The organism is Cyclobacterium xiamenense, from assembly GCF_900109255.1.
Taxonomy (GTDB): Bacteria; Bacteroidota; Bacteroidia; order Cytophagales; family Cyclobacteriaceae; genus Cyclobacterium; species Cyclobacterium xiamenense.
Window position 1 is genome coordinate 568212 of sequence record NZ_FNZH01000001.1, and the last position, 17702, is coordinate 585913.

The window sequence follows — 17702 nt, forward strand, 5'->3', positions numbered from 1 at the left end:
GCTGACGAATCGGTTTGAATGGGTAATGGGACGTAATATATCAAGCCTCGCTGACAGAAACCGCTTCCGTTTAAAGTTGTTTTACACCGAATACCCGAAAAATACAACCGTTGGTACCATACCCATCCGATGGATGCCGCCGGATTGCGAAATTACAGGTAGGGAGGCGGTAGTGCCCAAGCAGTTAATCGCCAATGCATTGGGTATCGAACTACCTCCTGCCGACCATCTGTCAAATGCTTATTTACCCGCTAATTCAATTCGTTACACATGAAATCTGCCCGTTAACCAATAACCACATGCAAGCACTAAAAAACTTCTTCGTTTTCGGCAAGGGGTACTTCTCGAAAAACCTACCGTTTCTTGCCGTCCTGTTCGTTTTTTCCCTGGGCCTCTCGGGTACCGTCCCAGTTGCGGCGAATGATCCCGATCCGGTACAAAACGAAATCCGGATCGTCCGGCAGGTACCCGTACCCATGCGGGACGGAACCATTCTGTATGCCGATATCTACCGCCCGGTCAAACCGGGAAAATATCCGGTGATCGTCACCCGTACGCCCTATGGATTGCAACGGGAAGGCGTGCACCACGAGCGCATGATAAAATTCGCGCAGCGGGGATACATCGGGATCGTACAGGACGTAAGAGGGCGCTATGAAAGCGAAGGAAAGTGGGATCCTTTCCGGGACGAGGCAAACGACGGCCACGATACCATCGAATGGATCGCCGAGCAGGATTTTTCAAACGGAAAGATCGCGATGCAGGGCGGATCGTACCTGGGCCACAACCAATGGGCGGCGGCCAGTCAAAGTCCCCCCAGCCTGGATGCCATCTTTCCCTCGGTGGCCTCGACCAACCTGTACGCCAACTGGATTACCATGGGTGGTGCTTTTCGGTTGAGTTTTAATTACGGCTGGGGCGTGGTGCGGATGCCCAACCGCATCATGTTGCCCCAAAACTGGCACACGGCGAGTTACACGCCCGAGGAGTTGAGATACGAAAATATCCTGATGCACCTTCCCTTGAAGGATGGGGACCTGCAGAGTGCAGGCTATGCAGTACCGCACTACCGGGATTGGCTGACCCACGAGAGTTACGACGACTATTGGAAATCCATCAGCGACGAAGAACGTTTTGACAAGGTGATGGTCCCGGCCTATAATACCGGCGGCTGGTTTGATATATTCCTGATGGGTACCCTGAATGGGTACACGGGCATGAAAAAATATGGCGGGACAGCCGCTGCCCGCGCAGGCACCAAGCTGCTCGTTGGCCCTTGGGGCCACGGTCCGGGTACCGGGTTTGGCGACCTCGAATTTGGCGACCATGCCTTTGTGGATCTCTTTGAAGAGGAACTGCGCTATTACGATTTTCACCTGAAGGGAATTGCCAATGGATTGGACAAAGAAAAACCGGTAAAGCTCTTTTACATGGGCGAAAACACCTGGAGGGAGGAAGCGGATTGGCCCATTCCGGGAACGCAGTACAAGGCGCTGTACCTGACGGGGGAGGGTCCGGCCAACTCCCTGCGCGGGTCCGGAAAACTTACCTTCGACAAGCCGGCCGCCGCGGGTAGCGATACGTATCGTTATGATCCCAATCTTCCCGTCATGACCTACGGGGGAAACAATTGCTGTGGCACCCCGACCATCGCCGGACCCAAGGATCAGCGGGTAATTGAGCGCAGAAACGATGTATTGGTCTATACCTCGGAGTACCTCACAACACCAGTGACTGTGGCCGGCCCGATTACCATGAAATTGCATGCCGCCACCGACGGTCCCGATACGGATTGGATGATCAAGCTCGTCGATGTGTATCCGGATGGAAGCGCCTACCCGGTCTCGGAAGGCATCCTGCGCGCCCGTTTCAAAGACGGCCTGGATCAGATCAATCTGCTCACCCCGAATCAAGTGTACGAGTTCGAAATTGAAATGATGGGAACGGCAAACGTGTTTCAACCGGGACATCGTATCCGGATCGACATCACCTCCAGTAATTTCCCGCAGTTTGACCGAAACCCCAATACGGGTAAGCCCCTGGGAGCGGATGCGGAGGTTCGCATTGCCCAGCAAACCATTCACCACGGGGGAAACCGCCCCAGTCATATTGTATTACCGATTGTACCCGGATTTTAAAACACGGCTTATGCTTACACGAAGAAAACTACTCAAACGAATCACCGCCATTCCTTTTTTGGGAGGGTTGCTCGGCAGCGGTATGGCGTTGCCGGCTGTCGCAACCGCCGCTGCCGCACCGGCAAAACGGAACGTAATTCAGGAATTGGGCCTGCGGACCTTCATCAATGCCGCTGGTAACTATACCTCCATGACTGCCTCCCTGATGCCCGAAGAAGTCATGGAAACCATAAACGAATCATCCAGGCATTACGTGATGCTTGACGACGTGCAGGATGCAGTCGGCAAGAAAATCGCTGCCCTCTGTCATTCCGAGGCAGCCATGGTAACGGCAGGCTGCTGGTCGGCCCTGGTATTGGGTACGGCGGGAGTACTCACCGGTAAAGATCCTAAGAAAGTGGCCATGTTGCCGTTTCTGGAGGGTAGCGGCATGAAAACAGAAATCATCCTGCAAAAAACCCACGCAAACGGCTACCACCATGCGCTGACGAACACCGGTGCCCGATTGGTGCTGGTGGAGACGCTGGAAGAATTGGAAGCCGCGATCTCTGAAAAAACGGCCATGATGTGGTTTTTAAACCGGGAGGAACCGCAGGGGCAAATCAAGCACCGTACCTGGATCGAAGTCGCCAAAAAGCACGGAATCCCGACCATGAACGACATCGCAGCCGATGTACCGCCTGTGGAAAACCTTTGGAAATACAACGACATGGGCTATGACCTGGTGGCCATCTCGGGAGGAAAGGCCCTATGTGGACCGCAGAGTGCGGGTATCTTGATGGGAAGGAAGGATTTGATAGAAGCTGCCCGGATGCATTCGCCCCCACGTGGCGGAAATATTGGTCGTGGAAACAAAGTCAATAAGGAAGAAATTCTCGGCATGTACGTTGCCTTGGAAACCTTTATCAACCGGGACCATGACAAAATCTGGAAAACCTGGGAAAATCGGGTTGCCTACATTGCTGATACCCTGGCCGATATCCCGGGGATACGCACGGAGACCTTTATTCCGGAAATCGCCAATGAAAACCCTACCTTGAAAATTTCCTGGGACAAGGACCGGGTAAAATTGACAGGAAAGCAGTTCGGAGAAAAAATGAGAAACGGCTCGCCTTCTATCGAAACCATTTCCTGGGAAAGTGAGGATTACATACGGGTTGCGGTCTTTATGCTGGAAAAAGGACAGGAAAAGATCGTCGCCAAACGACTTCGGGAATCGCTTTTGGAAACCGTGGGCTAAGCCAAATCGGAAATTTTTGGCAGGCGTGCACGATCTCATCCGTAACGTAAAGGGCGGTAAATGAAAGCATCGGCAGTCAAAAACCGGATTTTATCTTGCTGTACCTGCCTGGAAGTAGCCTGATTTTTTCTACCTTGGTTCCGAAAAAGCGAAATAAACCCCGAATGAACCGAAGAAAATTTATCAAGCATAACGGCCACTTGGCACTGTTGGTGCCCTTTGCACCGAATTTACTGATACCGGGAAGTGAAGTCTCTCCCGTGCTTCCCTTCGATCGATCGGAAAAGCCCGAGTGGCTGGTCCGGATGATTAAGAAAAACGACGCCAACCTGGCCACCATCTTTCCCCGCCTGGAGGAAGACCGGGATGATCCGGATTTTGGGGCGGTATTGGATGGAAACGGCATGCCCTCACCCCATGCCGCCACCGCATTTCTCAAAACCGGGTGCTGCGCGCTGATTTGCCCCGAATCGGTACATTATGCCGATGCCGGGCTGGTGGAAAGGCTGGGGCGGGCAGCGAATTTCCTGCTGCGTCTGCAGCACAGCGATGGCACCATCGACCTGCTTTCAACGAATTTTCATTCCACCCCCGATACCGGTTTTATTGTCAAATGGCTTGCGCCGGTTTGGCGCCTGCTAGCAGGCAGCAACGTACCGGGAAAAGATCGCATCACCCTACCGCTCAAACAGTTTCTACTGCAAGGGGGAGAAGCGCTGAAAGTCGGAGGCATTCATACGCCCAACCACCGTTGGGTGGTTTGTTCGGCGTTGGCTGAGCTACACAAAATCGAACAGGACCCGGCCTACCTGGCACGAGCCGAGCGCTGGCTTTCCGAGGGGATAGACATGGATGAAGACGGTCAGTACGAGGAAAAAAGCAGCTATATCTATTCCTCCCTGAGTAATCGGGTGTTGATCAGCACGGCACGCGGATTCGATAAACCGGAACTGTATGCCTATGTGCGCCGAAATCTGGACATGAATTTTTATTACCTGCACCCAAACGGGGAGATTGTCACGGAAGCTTCCGGGCGGCAGGACAATTCCATCATCGGCACGTTGGAAAATTACTACTACCCGTACCGGTACATGGCGTTGAAAGACGGAAACGGGCAATATGCAGCCGCTTGCCGCCTGATTGAGGAAACAGCCTTCGAAAAGACCGCCGGTTTTCTGTACTATTTCCTCGATGACGAGCGCTTATGGGAAGAACTGCCTGCAGCGAAACCCTTACCGAGGTCCTATGCAAAGGTGTTTCCGAATTCCAACCTGGCGCGCGTGCGGCGAGGAGCCTACGATGCCTCCATTCTGGCAAAAAGTCCCGTATTTTTCACCTTCCATAAAGCCGGCCTGGCATTGCAGGGAATACGTTTTGCAAGTGCCTTTTTTGGAAAAGGGCAATTTGTCTCCGAAACCCTGACCGAAAACGAGGGAGCCTTTCAGCTTAGCAGTTATTTGCAAGGGCCTTATTACCAACCGTTTCCAGCAGATAAAATCCCCGGGGATGGTGACTGGGCCAAAATGCCCCGATCGGAACGCCCCCAATCCGAGGTGCAGAAACTGCACAGCCAGGTAACCGTCCGGGAGGAGGGACAGGGCTTTTCGGTAGAAATCAGTATTGAAGGCACCGAACGGGTCCCGGTCGCCCTGGAACTTATTTTCAGGGCTGGAGGTACTTTTGTCGGAACCGTTCCGCACGAAACGCTGGAGGATACCTACTACCTGAAATCCGGAACGGGAACTTACTCCCATGCCGGTTCGTCCATTCGGTTTGGTCCGGGGCTGCACAGACACCGCTGGGTACAGATTCGGGGCGCCCTGCCCAAGCAGGATGCGCCGACGGTTTTTTTAACGGGCTACACGCCTTTTCACCACGTTCTTTCCATTACGTAAATTTCGTTGTATGCCGATGAAACAGTTTTCGATACTTTCCTTTTTGATGCAGTGGATTGCATGCCTGGGCTTATTTATTCCCGGTTTGTCTGCAGCACGAACGAACAATCCGGATAAGAAAGCGATCCCCCCAAATCTGGTGTTTTTGATTTCGGAGGACAATTCCCTGCATTTCATGAAGTTGTTTGATCCGAATGGGGTCTCCACACCAGCCATTGAAAAAATGGCTACCGAGGGCCTTACGTATACCCATGCCTTTTCCAACGCCCCGGTATGTTCGGTGGCCCGAAGCACCCTGATTACCGGTACCCTGGCTACGCGAACCGGCATGCACCTGCACCGGAAAATTCAGCCGGTACCCATGCCGGAGGGATTGGACATGTTTCCGGCTTATTTGCGAAAGGCCGGGTATTACACCACCAATAATGCAAAAAAGGATTACAACGCAATCGAAGGAGAAGGGGTGTGGGACGAATCGTCAAATCAGGCTTCCTGGCATAACCGTCCGGAGCCGGGGCAGCCGTTTTTTCATCAGGAAACCTTTACAGGTTCGCACGAAAGTCGTTTGCATTTCGACCAGGCGCGGATGGACGCCTACCGGCCCAATGACGATCCATCTCAGGTCCGGCTTTTTCCCATGTATCCAGATACGCCTTTGTTTCGCTATACCACGGCCTATCACCGGGATAAGATCCGGGAAATCGACGATTGGGTAGCCGAGAAAATCCGGGAATTGGAGGAAGCAGGGCTGCTCGAGAACACCTTTGTGTTCTACTTCGGCGACCACGGCGGTGTACTGCCGGGCAGTAAAGGTTATTTGTACGAAACGGGTTTGAACGTGCCCCTCGTGGTGCGTATTCCCGAAAACTACCAGGAGCTGGTTCCATACCAACGCGGCGAATCTCCGGAGGCTTTCGTTAGTTTTATCGATTTTGCACCCACCCTCCTTCAACTCGCAGGTGTCGAAGTTCCGGAGCCCATGGATGGACAGCCGTTTTTAGGCAAAGACCTGTCCAGGGAGACGCTTGAATCCCGGGATGAAGCATACGGCTACGCTGACCGCTTTGACGAAAAATACGAAATGGTCCGGTCCCTGCGGAAAGGTAAATGGAAATACATCCGAAGTTACCAGCCCTGGTATCCGGATGCCTTGCACAACAATTACCGGTACAAGATGCGGGCATTTGCCGAATGGAGAAGCCTGCACGGACAAGGCAAGTTGGATCCGACCGAAGGAGCGTTTTTTGAGTCCAAGCCGATAGAGCGGCTTTACAATATGGAGAATGATCCCTTCGAAACTAATAATCTGGCAACCGAGCCGGGTATGGCTAGCCGGCTTCGGGGCATGCGGCAGGCCTTAAGTGCCTGGTTGGCCGCGCACAACGACCTGGGTTTTCTGCCGGAAAACTGGTTTTTGGAAGAAGCCCTGGCGAACCCGGTGGCCTATGGCCGAAGCCGCCATGCCGACCTGGAACGGGCAATAGCGGTATCCGACTGGGCCACCCGTCCCTGGTCGGCCATTCGGGAGGAACTTATTCAAACCCTACATACCGGTACGCCTCTGGAAAGGTATTGGGGCTACACCGTAGCAGCTTCTTTCGGAAAAGGAATCGGCAGCGACTACGCCCAGTTTCCCGATTGGGAGAAGGAGTCTGAAGCCATGGTGCAGCTACGCGCCATTGAGTTGGCAGGCATTTTAGAGGTCAAAAACCCGTTTCCTGCGCTTTTTTCCTGGATTGAGCGTGTTGGGGATCCGGTCGAAGCGTTAATAGGTCTGAATACGCTGGTGTATTTTCTCGATCACAGTAATTACGAGCCGGAGAGGGACCCTGCCGGGCTGGCAGTAAGTGCCTTGAATCCAGAAGTGGAACGCCGGTTGGCCTACCTCAAAGGTACCTGGTAATCCGGCGTTTGACGGAAAGAAAGGTACGCTCATCAAAAATTGGTACGATCCATAGGGCTTTTTGGCGAACTTCATTAAATTGAACCCGATAAAAAAATAAGAACGATTATGAACATGCATTACAGGCTTTGGCCTTTTGTTATACTACTTGTTTTCGGGCAGTTTTCCTGCTCTTCTTCCTCCGATTCTTCCGAAAACGAAGCGGCAGGAGAAGAAATCACGGATTGTCATGGTACCATTCCCGACCGGTTTGCGGCGGGAAATGCTGCATCCGCACCCGCCATTACTGAGCGAGATGCGCCGGTATCTCACGAGGGAATGGTTTGGATAGAGGGAGGTACGTTTACCCGGGGTGCAACGGACGACCGGGGCCGGCAGGATGAACTACCCGCCCATACGGCAAAGGTGGACGGTTTCTGGATCGATGAAACCGAGGTTACCAACCGGCAATTTGCGGAATTTGTAGAGGCGACTGGCTACGTGACGGTTGCGGAAAAAAAGCCCGATTGGGAAGAAATCAAAAAGCAATTGCCTCCGGGTACGCCGAAACCGCCCGATGAGGTGCTCGTCGCAGCTTCGCTTACCTTCCATTCACCCGATCAGGCGGTTCCCTTAAACAATGCCGGGCAATGGTGGCAATGGACGCCGGAAGCCAGTTGGAGGCAGCCCCAAGGTCCAGGAAGCAGCATTGAGGGCAAAGAGGATTACCCCGTCGTCCATGTGGCCTGGGAAGATGCCATGGCGTACGCCAAATGGGCTGGGAAACGCCTTCCCACCGAAGCCGAATGGGAATTTGCCGCACGGGGAGGCCTGGAAGAGAAATCTTTTCCCTGGGGGGATGATCCCGTTGAAAAAAGTGGATTCATGGCAAATATTTGGCAGGGAGAGTTTCCGGTAACCGACAAGGGTGAGGACGGATTCCAGGGCCTGGCACCGGTCAAGTCCTTTGAAGCCAACCCCTACGGCTTGTACGACATGGCTGGCAATGTGTGGGAATGGACAAACGACTGGTACCGGGAGGATTATTATTCCCGTTTGAAAAACGAAGTGCAGGTAAACCCGCAAGGTCCATCCGACAGTTACGATCCGCAGGAGCCTACTGTTCCAAAAAAGATTGTAAAGGGGGGGTCCTTCCTATGCAATGTGTCCTATTGTGAAGGGTACCGTGTCAGTGCTAAAATGAAATCATCTCCGGATACCGGCCTGGAGCACACGGGTTTCCGCTGTGTCTCCTCAAACTAAGCTCCCCCATGATTGTCCCAAAAAACCTGATCCTATGTGGCTGTTTTGGCCTGTTGCTGTTGTCTTCCTGCGGAAAAGAAGAACAATCCGAGCCCAGCAGGCCCAATATCCTATTTGCCATTGCGGACGATTGGTCCTATCCACATGCAGGGACCTACGGAACCGACTGGGTAAACACTCCCGCTTTTGACCGGGTGGCCAGCGAGGGCTTGTTGTTTACGCGGGCCTATACGCCCAATGCGAAATGCTCGCCCTCCCGGTCGATCATTCTTACTGGCAGGAATTCCTGGCAGCTAGAGGAGGCTGCCAACCATGTACCTTTTTTCCCTGAAAAATTCGCTTCCCACGTCGAAGTATTGGGATTGAATGGGTACTTTACCGGTTTCACCGGCAAAGGGTGGGCTCCGGGTAATCCGGGCGAAGCGGATGGAAAGCCCCGCTTGCTTACCGGGCCCCGGTATAGTGACTTAAAATTGGACCCGCCCACAGGGCAGATTAGTTCCGTGGACTATGCGGCAAATTTCAGTGCGTTTCTGGATGAAAAACCAGCCGATACCCCGTTTTATTTTTGGTATGGCTCCACCGAACCCCACCGGGCCTATGCCTACGGTTCTGGGGTAGCCTTAGGTGGCAAGTCGTTGGAGAGCATTGATAAGGTACCGGCTTTTTGGCCAGACAATGACTCTGTACGAAACGATTTACTGGACTACGCATTCGAGGTAGAATACTTTGATCAGCACCTGATGCAAATGCTTCGGGAGCTGGAAGAAAGGGGAGAGCTGGAAAACACGGTGGTGGTGGTGACGGCCGATAACGGCATGCCTTTTCCCCGGGTCAAGGGACAGGCATACGAGTATTCCAATCACCTTCCGCTGGCAATTATGTGGGGAAAAGGCATTCAAAATCCCGGTAGAGTCATTAATGATTTTGTGAATTTTACCGATTTTTCCCCGACATTTTTGGAACTTGCGAAATTGGATGTTGCCGGCACAGCAATGGCCCCTATGGCGGGTAAAAGCCTGGTACCGATCTTTTTCTCGGATGCCTCCGGTAAGACCGACCCGGAACGAAATGCCGTTTTGTTGGGAAAAGAGCGCCACGATATTGGAAGGCCGGATGATCAGGGCTATCCCATTCGGGCCCTGGTGACCGAGGACTACACCTACATCCACAACTTCGAAACGGACCGCTGGCCGGCGGGAAATCCCGAAACGGGGTACCTGAATACCGATGGCAGCCCAACCAAAACCTTGATTCTAAATCAGCGGCGGGTGGCGGGCAACAGCCATTTTTGGAACCTGAATTTTGGAAAAAGGCCGCAGGAAGAAGTATACGATCGCAATAAGGATCCCGAAGGGCTCACTAACCTGGCCTTGCATCCCGAATACCAATCCATCAAGGAAAACCTGAGGGAAGAACTGTTTCGGCAATTAAAGGCCCAGGAGGATCCTCGGATGTTTGGTAAAGGACATATTTTCGATGAATACGAATATGCGCAGGAAAATCAGCGGGATTTTTACAACCGGTTTATGCAGGGAGAACCCTTCAACACAGGTTGGGTAAACGATACGGACATTGAAACGGATTTTAGGGAATGAAAAAGATACCGGTAGCTAGCTATTTACTGGCCATTTTGGTCCTCGTTAGCGGTATCCGTGTTTTCGCACAGGATACGCGGCCCAATATCGTGATGATCATAGCAGACGATATCGGCTACGAGGATACCAGTCCTTATGGGCAGGCTCAGGTAAAAACACCAACCTTGGAACGCCTGGCGGCTGATGGGCTTCGTTTTACCAATTTCTATCTGACTGCGAGCTCCTGCAGTCCCAGTAGGTGTAGCCTGATCTCCGGCCGCTACCCGCACAATACCGGAGCGGCCGAATTGCATACGCCCTTACCGGAATCCATTGCCATTTTTCCGGAGTTCTTAAAGAAGGCAGGGTATTTTACCGGGCAGGCAGGAAAATGGCACATGGGTCCGGCCGCCCGGAGGGGGTTTGATCGGATTTACGACAAAGGTCCGGAGATAGGCGATGGGGGAGAGGACATGTGGGTACCCCTGTTACAGGAAAGGCCGCGAGACAAACCGTTTTTTCTATGGCTGGCATCCCTGGATGCACACCGACCCTGGGGCAGCAATTCCTTTTCCGGCACGCATCGGCCCGAGGCCGTGCAGGTACCCCCCTACCTGGCGGAGGCTGCAGCTACAAAAACCGATCTTGCCCGGTATTACGACGAAATTTCCCGTTTTGATGCGTTTATCGGAGAGGTGGAAGCAGAACTCAAGCGGCAGGGAGTCCTCGAAAACACACTTATTGTAGTGCTATCCGACAACGGCCGACCCTTTCCCAGGAGCAAAACGAGGTTGATTGATTCGGGCATCAAGTCCCCGTTGATTATCAAATGGCCGAAGGGTATCGGCAAAGGCGGGATGGTGTCGGAAAGTCTGCTTAGCAGCATTGACCTGGCCCCTACTTTTTTGGAACTTGCCGGAGTGCCGATTCCGGATGCCTTTCAAGGAAAAAGTTTTGGTGCGGTGCTGGAAAACCCCGGTTTGCCTTTCCGGCAATTCGTCTTTGCGGAACACAATTGGCACGACCACGAAGCTCATGCCCGCATGGTGCGAACCAAAGATTACCTGTATATCAAGAACAACCGTCCCGGGTTTAGTAACCCCGGACCAGCTGATTCAAATAGCAGCGATTCATTTGCCGATTTAAAGCGGCTGCGTGAAGCAGGGAGCCTTAACCCGGCTCAGGCGGATGTTTTTATGGCACCCAGACCCGCGGAGGAGCTATACCGCGTGAACGAGGATACCTACCAATTGCTTAACCGGGCCATTCCCGGTGAAGAAGGGGGGATGCTCGATTACATGCGGGGAATGCTTGAACAATGGAGCACAGAAACAGACGATTCCGTACCCGACAGGCTTACGGCGGACTGGTACGACAAGGAAACCGGAAAATCACTGGATAAGGAACGCATCCGCGGACAGATGCCAGGCGGTCCGGATGCGCTCACCACGACCAATAAAGGGCCATTTTAATGAGACAGGAAGGAGGATCAACAAACAGATTTCCCAGCTTGCTGCGGGTAATTCTTAGCTGGACCGCGGGGTTGGTATTGCTTTCTGGCAATTTCGGGTGTGAATCATCGTCGGAGGAAGCTCGTGTACGGCCGATGGATCCCTGGGCCTTCCGGTCGGTTCTTGACAGGCGGCCGAGGATGCTGACCCTGGCCCTGGATTCGGCCTGTTATGCAGCCTATGATTTGGGACAAGGGCAGCTATACAAGGTTTGGAAGGGGGGCGTCCTTCGTGAAGGGACGGTGTTTACCAATAAGAAAAACATCCAACCGAGCTCCTGGGGTGCTTCCTATTACGCCGAAGAATCGCTACCCAACCGGTGGATCGTCAGGCGCAACGGCAAGGAAATGCCGATTACTACCGAATACAAAGGGTACCTGTTGGAAGGAAACGGGATAACCCTTCGTTTTGAATTGGTGCTGGAAGATGGCCTTCGGGTAACGCTCAGCGAAAGCCCGGAATTTGTACGAAATGAGCAAGGAAAGCCGGGTTTTCGTCGTTCCTTTGCGGGATCTGAAATTCCGGATGGGCTGGAGGTTTTATTGCAATCTCCCGACCAAACCAGGGAGGTAGCACTGGCAAAAACGCTGGTCACAACGGATTTTTTTGAGGATCTTCCCGAGCAATCTCCTCCGGCCATTGGGGACAGTTACGATCACCTGGGAATTTTATGGATGGAGAACAGTGATTGCTACACCTGCCACGAAGAGAAACATGCCATGGTCGGCCCCTCCTTTGAACAAATTGCTACGCGCTACCCAAAAAACGAAGAGAGCTATGCGCTGCTGACATCAAAAATTAAGGAGGGCGGCGCGGGCGTTTGGGGAGATACCCCGATGAATCCCCATCCGGATTTGAATTCCCGGGAGATGAAGACCATGCTGGACTATATCTTTACACACAAGCCGAAGGAAAAGCAACTGTCAGGGACCCGATTGTCGGCGACAAAAAAAGAGGTGTCGGATTCGGGCCGTTCGCCCGCCAGCCCGGGTCACGGAGCTCCCCTCGACGGTGTCCATCCAAGTTATACGCTCGAAACACTGCATAGCGACGCTTTCAAGCCCAGGGTAGGAGGTATGGACTTTTTACCCGACGGCCGTTTGTTGGTCAGCACCTGGGATTCCATCGGAGGGTTGTACGTATTGGACGGAATATTGGAAGGAGACGCGGCCCCGGTCAGCGTGAAGCGGATCGCATCGGGACTTGCCGAGCCATTGGGGGTAAAGGTAGTGGACGGGGAGGTCTTTGTCTTGCAAAAACACGAACTCACCCAGCTGATCGATCACGATGGAGACGACCTGATGGACGAGTACCGGGTCGTTTGTGACGACTGGGGTGTGCGGGATGATTTCCACGAATTTGCCTTTGGGTTGGTCTACAAAGAAGATCACTTTTACATTACCTTGTCTATGGCCATGCGACTTATGGCGAATGAGCGTCAGTTGGCAGATCGGGGTAGAACCCTGAAAATAGATCGTGATGGCACCTACGAATGGATGGACTACGGGCTTCGAACACCCAATGGGATTGGCCTGGGCATGGAAGACGAGATTTTTGTTACCGATAACCAGGGACAGTGGTTGCCAGCCAATAAACTGATTCACGTGAGAAAAGGCGTATACAACGGCATGGCTTGGGGATTGTCGGAAGAAGCCGCACAAAATCCCCCTGAGATGGTTCCTCCGGCGATCTGGCTGCCAGATAAGGAGATCGGCAACTCGCCCTCCGAGCCCATTCTTATGAAAGACGGCCCCTACGAAGGACAGCTGTTGCATGGAGACGTAAGCAATGGAGGCATCAAGCGGGATTTTCTGGAAAAGGTAAACGGAGAATACCAGGGTGCCGTTTTCCGTTTTTCTCAGGGGTTCACGGCCGGGGTCAACCGGCTGGTATGGGGACCTGACGGGGCCTTGTATGTGGGCGAAGTAGGCATGGTCGGTGGCTGGAGTTGGAAGGAAAACCAATATGGCCTGGAAAAGATCCGGTACAATGGGCAATCCACCTTTGAAATGCTGGCAATCCGGGCAATGCCCGATGGCTTTGAGATCGAACTCACCGAAGCGATATCACCGGAGGACCTGAATCCATCCCTCCTGGAGTTGCAGCAATGGAGGTACGAGCCGACGCCGGCCTATGGCGGCCCCAAACTGGATTTAACCCAGCTTGCCGTGGAACGCATCGTCCGCTCCGATGATGGCAAAAAAATACAGGTGACGGTTCCCGGGTTAAAGGAAGGGCACGTGGTCTATTTTAAATTACGGGAGGACCTCCGCAGCCAAAACGGAAATTTGCTCTGGTCCTCCGAAGCCTGGTATACCCTCAACCACATTCCAAACTGATCGTCAATCATGAAAAACGAACGCCAATATAGCCTGAGTCGCCGGAATTTTCTTCAAAAAGCCGGTAGTGCGGTTGCCATTGGCAGCCTGGGTACTTTTCCTCATATGGGATTTGCCGGAAGTAAACCCCCAAAGAAAATGAATACAAAGATTAAAATTACGCATACAGATTCCAATTTTGAGCGTGAGCCGCTGTTTCCGTATCGCTTTAAGGGCAGCGCCATTACCGAAGCCTGGCAGACAGTTGCCTTGATGCGGGCGGATAGTGGAAGGCATTCGGTGGGCATCGGTACCCAGGGGACCTTGTGGTCGGACAAGGCGGTTTTCCAGGCCCATTCCACTACTGGTGGAAATGCCCTGATGTATGCCATGACCGAGCGGGCCTTGCAACTGATTAAAGGAACCCATTTTGTGGATCCGGTCACGCTACTGGAGGATATTTTACCCGAAGTGTACGCGTATGGGGTAAAAATCACCCGCAATCCAGCACTCAAAAAGACTTTTGCACTGAATGCGCTGGTGCCGGTTGACAATGCGGCATGGATTCTTTTTGGTCAGGAAAACGACCTGCAGACCTTTGATGAGATGATTCCGGATGCCTATCGTCCAGGATTGTCCCACAAGCACGACAAGGTAGCCAGTATTCCTTCGTTTAGCGTCGGCGCCTCCATAAACGACATCAAGGATGCTGCCGAAAAGGGTCATTTTATCATGAAATTAAAAACGGGTGCACCCGGTACGCAAAAGGAAATGCTGGAAAAGGACATTGAATTCTTGACAGCGGTGCACCGGACACTGGGGCAGCGAGAGACCATTCACACCCAAAACGGAAAAATCCCCTATTATTTTGATGCGAACGGTCGTTATGAAGAAAAGGAGACCCTGGAGCGTTTTCTGGATCACGCAAAAAAAATCGGTGCATTTGATCAGATCGCAGTGATTGAGGAGCCCTTTGCTGAGGAAAACGAAACGTATGTAGGTGATTTAGGGGTGCGCGTGGCAGCCGACGAAAGCGCCCATACGGTGGAAGATGCGTTGGTACGTATCGAACAGGGCTATACGGCGATCGCGGTGAAAGCGATTGCAAAAACGATGAGCATGACCATGAAGATCGCACAGGCCGCCCACGAGCGAAACATTCCTTGTTTCTGCGCTGACCTTACGGTAAATCCCATTTTGGTTGATTGGAATAAAAATGTTGCCGCTCGTTTGGCGCCCTTTCCAGATATGAATTTAGGCTTGCAGGAAACGAACGGACATCAATATTACAAAAATTGGCAGCAGATGCTGGCCTATCATCCCATGTCCGATGCCCCCTGGGTACAAACCCGGGATGGCGTGTATCCTACTGGCGAGGAATTTTACAAAAAGAGTGGCGGTATCCTGGCCCCGAGTACGCACTATGAAAAAATGTTCGATGTGTAGGGGGGACTGTTGGTTGGCGGCGAAATGATTCCATGCGGAATAAACCATTAATTGTGAAATTAATGGTTTATTTATAATATATTCCATATAGTCTTTCGAAATTTTCCAGGCCAAAAAAAATTTGCGAAAAAAAGCTGCATTTATCTTTTTAATTTCCAAATCTTGTTTTACATTTGAAAAAATGTATTTTAAATATATAAAAATGCATATAAAAATATGTATTTGTTAGGTCTTTTTGTTGCAGCCCCATTTGGATCTAAAATGTTTTTTTTTGGTAAAAATGACAACGTTAATAGGTAACAGGTGAAGATATTATTGGTAGACGACGACCCTATCGTCATTTTATTGCAGAGGAAGTTGATGGAGAAAGCAGGGATAAGCCATCCAGTTGTCCCCTTTAACAACGGGGAAGCTGCTTTGGATTATTTGGTAGAAGACGGGGGCAAAACAGAAGAGCTACTAATGTTTTTGGATATCAACATGCCGGGTCTTTCGGGCTGGGACGTGTTGGATGCAGTAGAAAGCCTGAAATTCTCTCAACTATTGAAAGTCATTATTATCACGTCGTCCATTGAGTCATCGGACAAGCGCCGATCAGAGGAGTACGAGCGAATCGTCGACTTCTGGGTGAAGCCCTTCAGCATACAGGATTTTACTCAGCTAAAAGATAAATTTCAGTTATAAAAATTGCCGTATACCGGTTCTTTATTTCGTTTCTTATTTAAGCAGGAATATTTTATTATTTTTGTTACTTCATCTTCTTGCAGCACATGAAACGACCGTATCTTATCATCCTTTCCAGCTTATTTCTTTTTTTTCTTTCTTTTGGGCAGCTGCTGCTTGCCCAAGAGAAATTTACTGTAGCCGATGGCTACAAAGGAATTTGGTTTACCCTCGGTCAATTTTCCGAATACGGTGATAAATACTCGGGTGGACTGGGTACCTACACCGCGAAGCACATTCCTCTCGCCATCCATGCGCCGGAGGTAAATAAAACATTTTTTGTCTATGGTGGCACGCGCTCACCCGAAGAAAAGCACTTGCTATGTATGATCGGTGTATTTGACCACCATACGGGAATGGTTTCCAGACCCGTGGTAGTGCATGACAAAGAAGGTGTCGATGACCCCCACGATAATCCCAGCCTGGCCCTCGACGAAGAGGGGTACGTGTGGGTGTTTGTCAGTGGGAGAGGCAGACGGAGGATGGGCTATAAATACCGGAGTAGAGAACCGTATAGTGCCGAGTCTTTTGATCTGGTTAGCGAAGAGGAAATGACGTATCCGCAGCCAAAATACCTCGCTGGACAGGGATTTTTGAATTTGTTCACCAAATATACGGGGGTTCGCGAACTGTACATGGAAACCAGCCCGGATGGCATGGATTGGTCTGAGGATCAGAAGTTAGTTTCTATCAAACGAAATGGAGATAAGAACGCGGGGCATTACCAGATTTCCGGGCAACACGGCGATAAAATTGGCTTTTTCTGCAATTGGCATCCCAATGGAAATGTGGATTTGCGTACCAATTTGTACTATTTCCAAACAACCGATTTTGGCGAGACCTGGACCGATAGTGAAGGAACGGTACTGGATGTTCCGGTAGTTAACCTGACCTCTTCCGGCCTGGTAAAGGAATATTTTAGCCAGAAGCGAAACGTGTATTTAAAGGATATCAACTTTGACGCCGAGGGGAATCCCATGGCCTTGTATGTGGAGGGAATCGGGCATCAGCCCGGCCCTGAAAACGGGTTGCGAAACTGGCACCTGGTGTATTGGGACGGTAGCAGCTGGCAGGACCACCTGATCACCCAGTCGGACCAAAATTACGACATGGGGAGCCTTTGGGTAGCAGAAGATGAATGGACGGTTATAGGCCCCACGGCCGATCGTCCGCAGGCCTGGGGAGCCGGGGGAGAGGTGCAGGTATGGAAAAGCTTCGATCAGGGAAAAACCTGGGAAATGAGCCGTCAGTTGACCCGTGGCAGCAAGCGAAACCACAATTACATTCGGAGAGTTCAGCAGGGTTCCGACCCTTTTTATTACTTTTGGGCAGACGGAAACCCCAATGAATTTAGCGAAAGTCACCTGTATTTTGGCGACAGCGAAGGCCGGGTATGGATGCTGCCTTACGAGATGGAGGAGGACTGGGTAAGGCCCAAAAGGTGGCGAAACGACCTGTTTAACCGTTGGTTTTCCCGGTAACGTTTTTATCCGAATACCTCCTCAATCCCTTTTAGTCAAATCGTTTTATGCGTTGGTGCGAGGCTGTTGGTATACGTGGAGTGGTACGGTATGCGTTGCCGGTTTTATGGATGCGTGTGAATCATGCATTTGCTAGGTACTCCCGTGGAACCTCCATGTTGAAGTAAACGTTTTCGGGCCATGCCCATATCGAAAAATCAGCGAACCGGTTCAGGAAAAATAATTATT

11 protein-coding genes are annotated in these 17702 nt (G+C 51.8%); all 11 read left to right on the top strand.

Features of this window, described 5'->3' with window-relative positions:
- Positions 1-299: 299 nt before the first annotated feature.
- The 11 genes from BMW71_RS01985 to BMW71_RS02035 all read left to right on the top strand — a co-directional run bounded on the left by BMW71_RS01985 (position 300) and on the right by BMW71_RS02035 (position 17474).
- A complete protein-coding gene (locus BMW71_RS01985) occupies positions 300-2138 on the top strand; it encodes a CocE/NonD family hydrolase (protein WP_092168736.1) in 1839 nt (612 codons plus the stop codon).
- 10 nt (positions 2139-2148) lie between these two features.
- Positions 2149-3378 (top strand): aminotransferase class V-fold PLP-dependent enzyme, encoded by a 1230-nt coding sequence (locus BMW71_RS01990; RefSeq protein WP_092168739.1) that lies wholly within the window; start codon positions 2149-2151, stop codon positions 3376-3378.
- A 164-nt stretch (positions 3379-3542) separates the two neighbouring features.
- Positions 3543-5273, top strand: coding sequence for a hypothetical protein (locus BMW71_RS01995; RefSeq protein WP_092170165.1), 1731 nt, complete (start codon positions 3543-3545; stop codon positions 5271-5273).
- Positions 5274-5289: 16 nt separating this feature from the next.
- Positions 5290-7176, top strand: a complete 1887-nt coding sequence (locus tag BMW71_RS02000) for a sulfatase family protein (RefSeq protein ID WP_244891048.1) — start codon at positions 5290-5292, stop codon at positions 7174-7176.
- Positions 7177-7290: 114 nt separating this feature from the next.
- Entirely contained in the window at positions 7291-8418 is a 1128-nt protein-coding gene (locus BMW71_RS02005) for a formylglycine-generating enzyme family protein (protein WP_218145545.1), read from the top strand.
- Between the two features lie 8 nt (positions 8419-8426).
- Positions 8427-10016, top strand: coding sequence for a sulfatase family protein (locus tag BMW71_RS02010; RefSeq protein WP_092168749.1), 1590 nt, complete (start codon positions 8427-8429; stop codon positions 10014-10016).
- Positions 10013-11467, top strand: coding sequence for a sulfatase family protein (locus tag BMW71_RS02015; RefSeq protein WP_092168752.1), 1455 nt, complete (start codon positions 10013-10015; stop codon positions 11465-11467). Before BMW71_RS02010 ends, BMW71_RS02015 begins: the two co-directional genes overlap by 4 nt.
- Positions 11467-13845: a c-type cytochrome gene (locus tag BMW71_RS02020; RefSeq protein ID WP_092168755.1), complete on the top strand. Its 2379-nt coding sequence runs from the start codon at positions 11467-11469 to the stop codon at positions 13843-13845. The genes BMW71_RS02015 and BMW71_RS02020 overlap by 1 nt, the downstream gene beginning before the upstream one ends.
- A gap of 9 nt (positions 13846-13854) precedes the next feature.
- Complete coding sequence (locus tag BMW71_RS02025) at positions 13855-15270, top strand: enolase C-terminal domain-like protein (protein WP_092168757.1); 1416 nt, start codon at positions 13855-13857, stop codon at positions 15268-15270.
- Between the two features lie 303 nt (positions 15271-15573).
- Entirely contained in the window at positions 15574-15954 is a 381-nt protein-coding gene (locus BMW71_RS02030; protein ID WP_092168760.1) for a response regulator, read from the top strand.
- An 86-nt stretch (positions 15955-16040) separates the two neighbouring features.
- Positions 16041-17474 carry a BNR-4 repeat-containing protein gene (locus tag BMW71_RS02035; protein WP_092168763.1) on the top strand — a complete coding sequence of 478 codons (1434 nt, stop codon included), beginning with the start codon at positions 16041-16043 and terminating at the stop codon, positions 17472-17474.
- Positions 17475-17702 lie beyond the last annotated feature (228 nt).

What these genes read in the sequence shown, in the direction of transcription:
- BMW71_RS01985 (WP_092168736.1), top strand. Translation starts at nt 300, where the DNA reads ATGCAAGCACTAAAAAACTTCTTCGTTTTCGGCAAGGGGTACTTCTCG.
- BMW71_RS01990 (WP_092168739.1), top strand. Translation starts at nt 2,149, where the DNA reads ATGCTTACACGAAGAAAACTACTCAAACGAATCACCGCCATTCCTTTT.
- BMW71_RS01995 (WP_092170165.1), top strand. Translation starts at nt 3,543, where the DNA reads ATGAACCGAAGAAAATTTATCAAGCATAACGGCCACTTGGCACTGTTG.
- BMW71_RS02000 (WP_244891048.1), top strand. Translation starts at nt 5,290, where the DNA reads ATGAAACAGTTTTCGATACTTTCCTTTTTGATGCAGTGGATTGCATGC.
- BMW71_RS02005 (WP_218145545.1), top strand. Translation starts at nt 7,291, where the DNA reads ATGCATTACAGGCTTTGGCCTTTTGTTATACTACTTGTTTTCGGGCAG.
- BMW71_RS02010 (WP_092168749.1), top strand. Translation starts at nt 8,427, where the DNA reads ATGATTGTCCCAAAAAACCTGATCCTATGTGGCTGTTTTGGCCTGTTG.
- BMW71_RS02015 (WP_092168752.1), top strand. Translation starts at nt 10,013, where the DNA reads ATGAAAAAGATACCGGTAGCTAGCTATTTACTGGCCATTTTGGTCCTC.
- BMW71_RS02020 (WP_092168755.1), top strand. Translation starts at nt 11,467, where the DNA reads ATGAGACAGGAAGGAGGATCAACAAACAGATTTCCCAGCTTGCTGCGG.
- BMW71_RS02025 (WP_092168757.1), top strand. Translation starts at nt 13,855, where the DNA reads ATGAAAAACGAACGCCAATATAGCCTGAGTCGCCGGAATTTTCTTCAA.
- BMW71_RS02035 (WP_092168763.1), top strand. Translation starts at nt 16,041, where the DNA reads ATGAAACGACCGTATCTTATCATCCTTTCCAGCTTATTTCTTTTTTTT.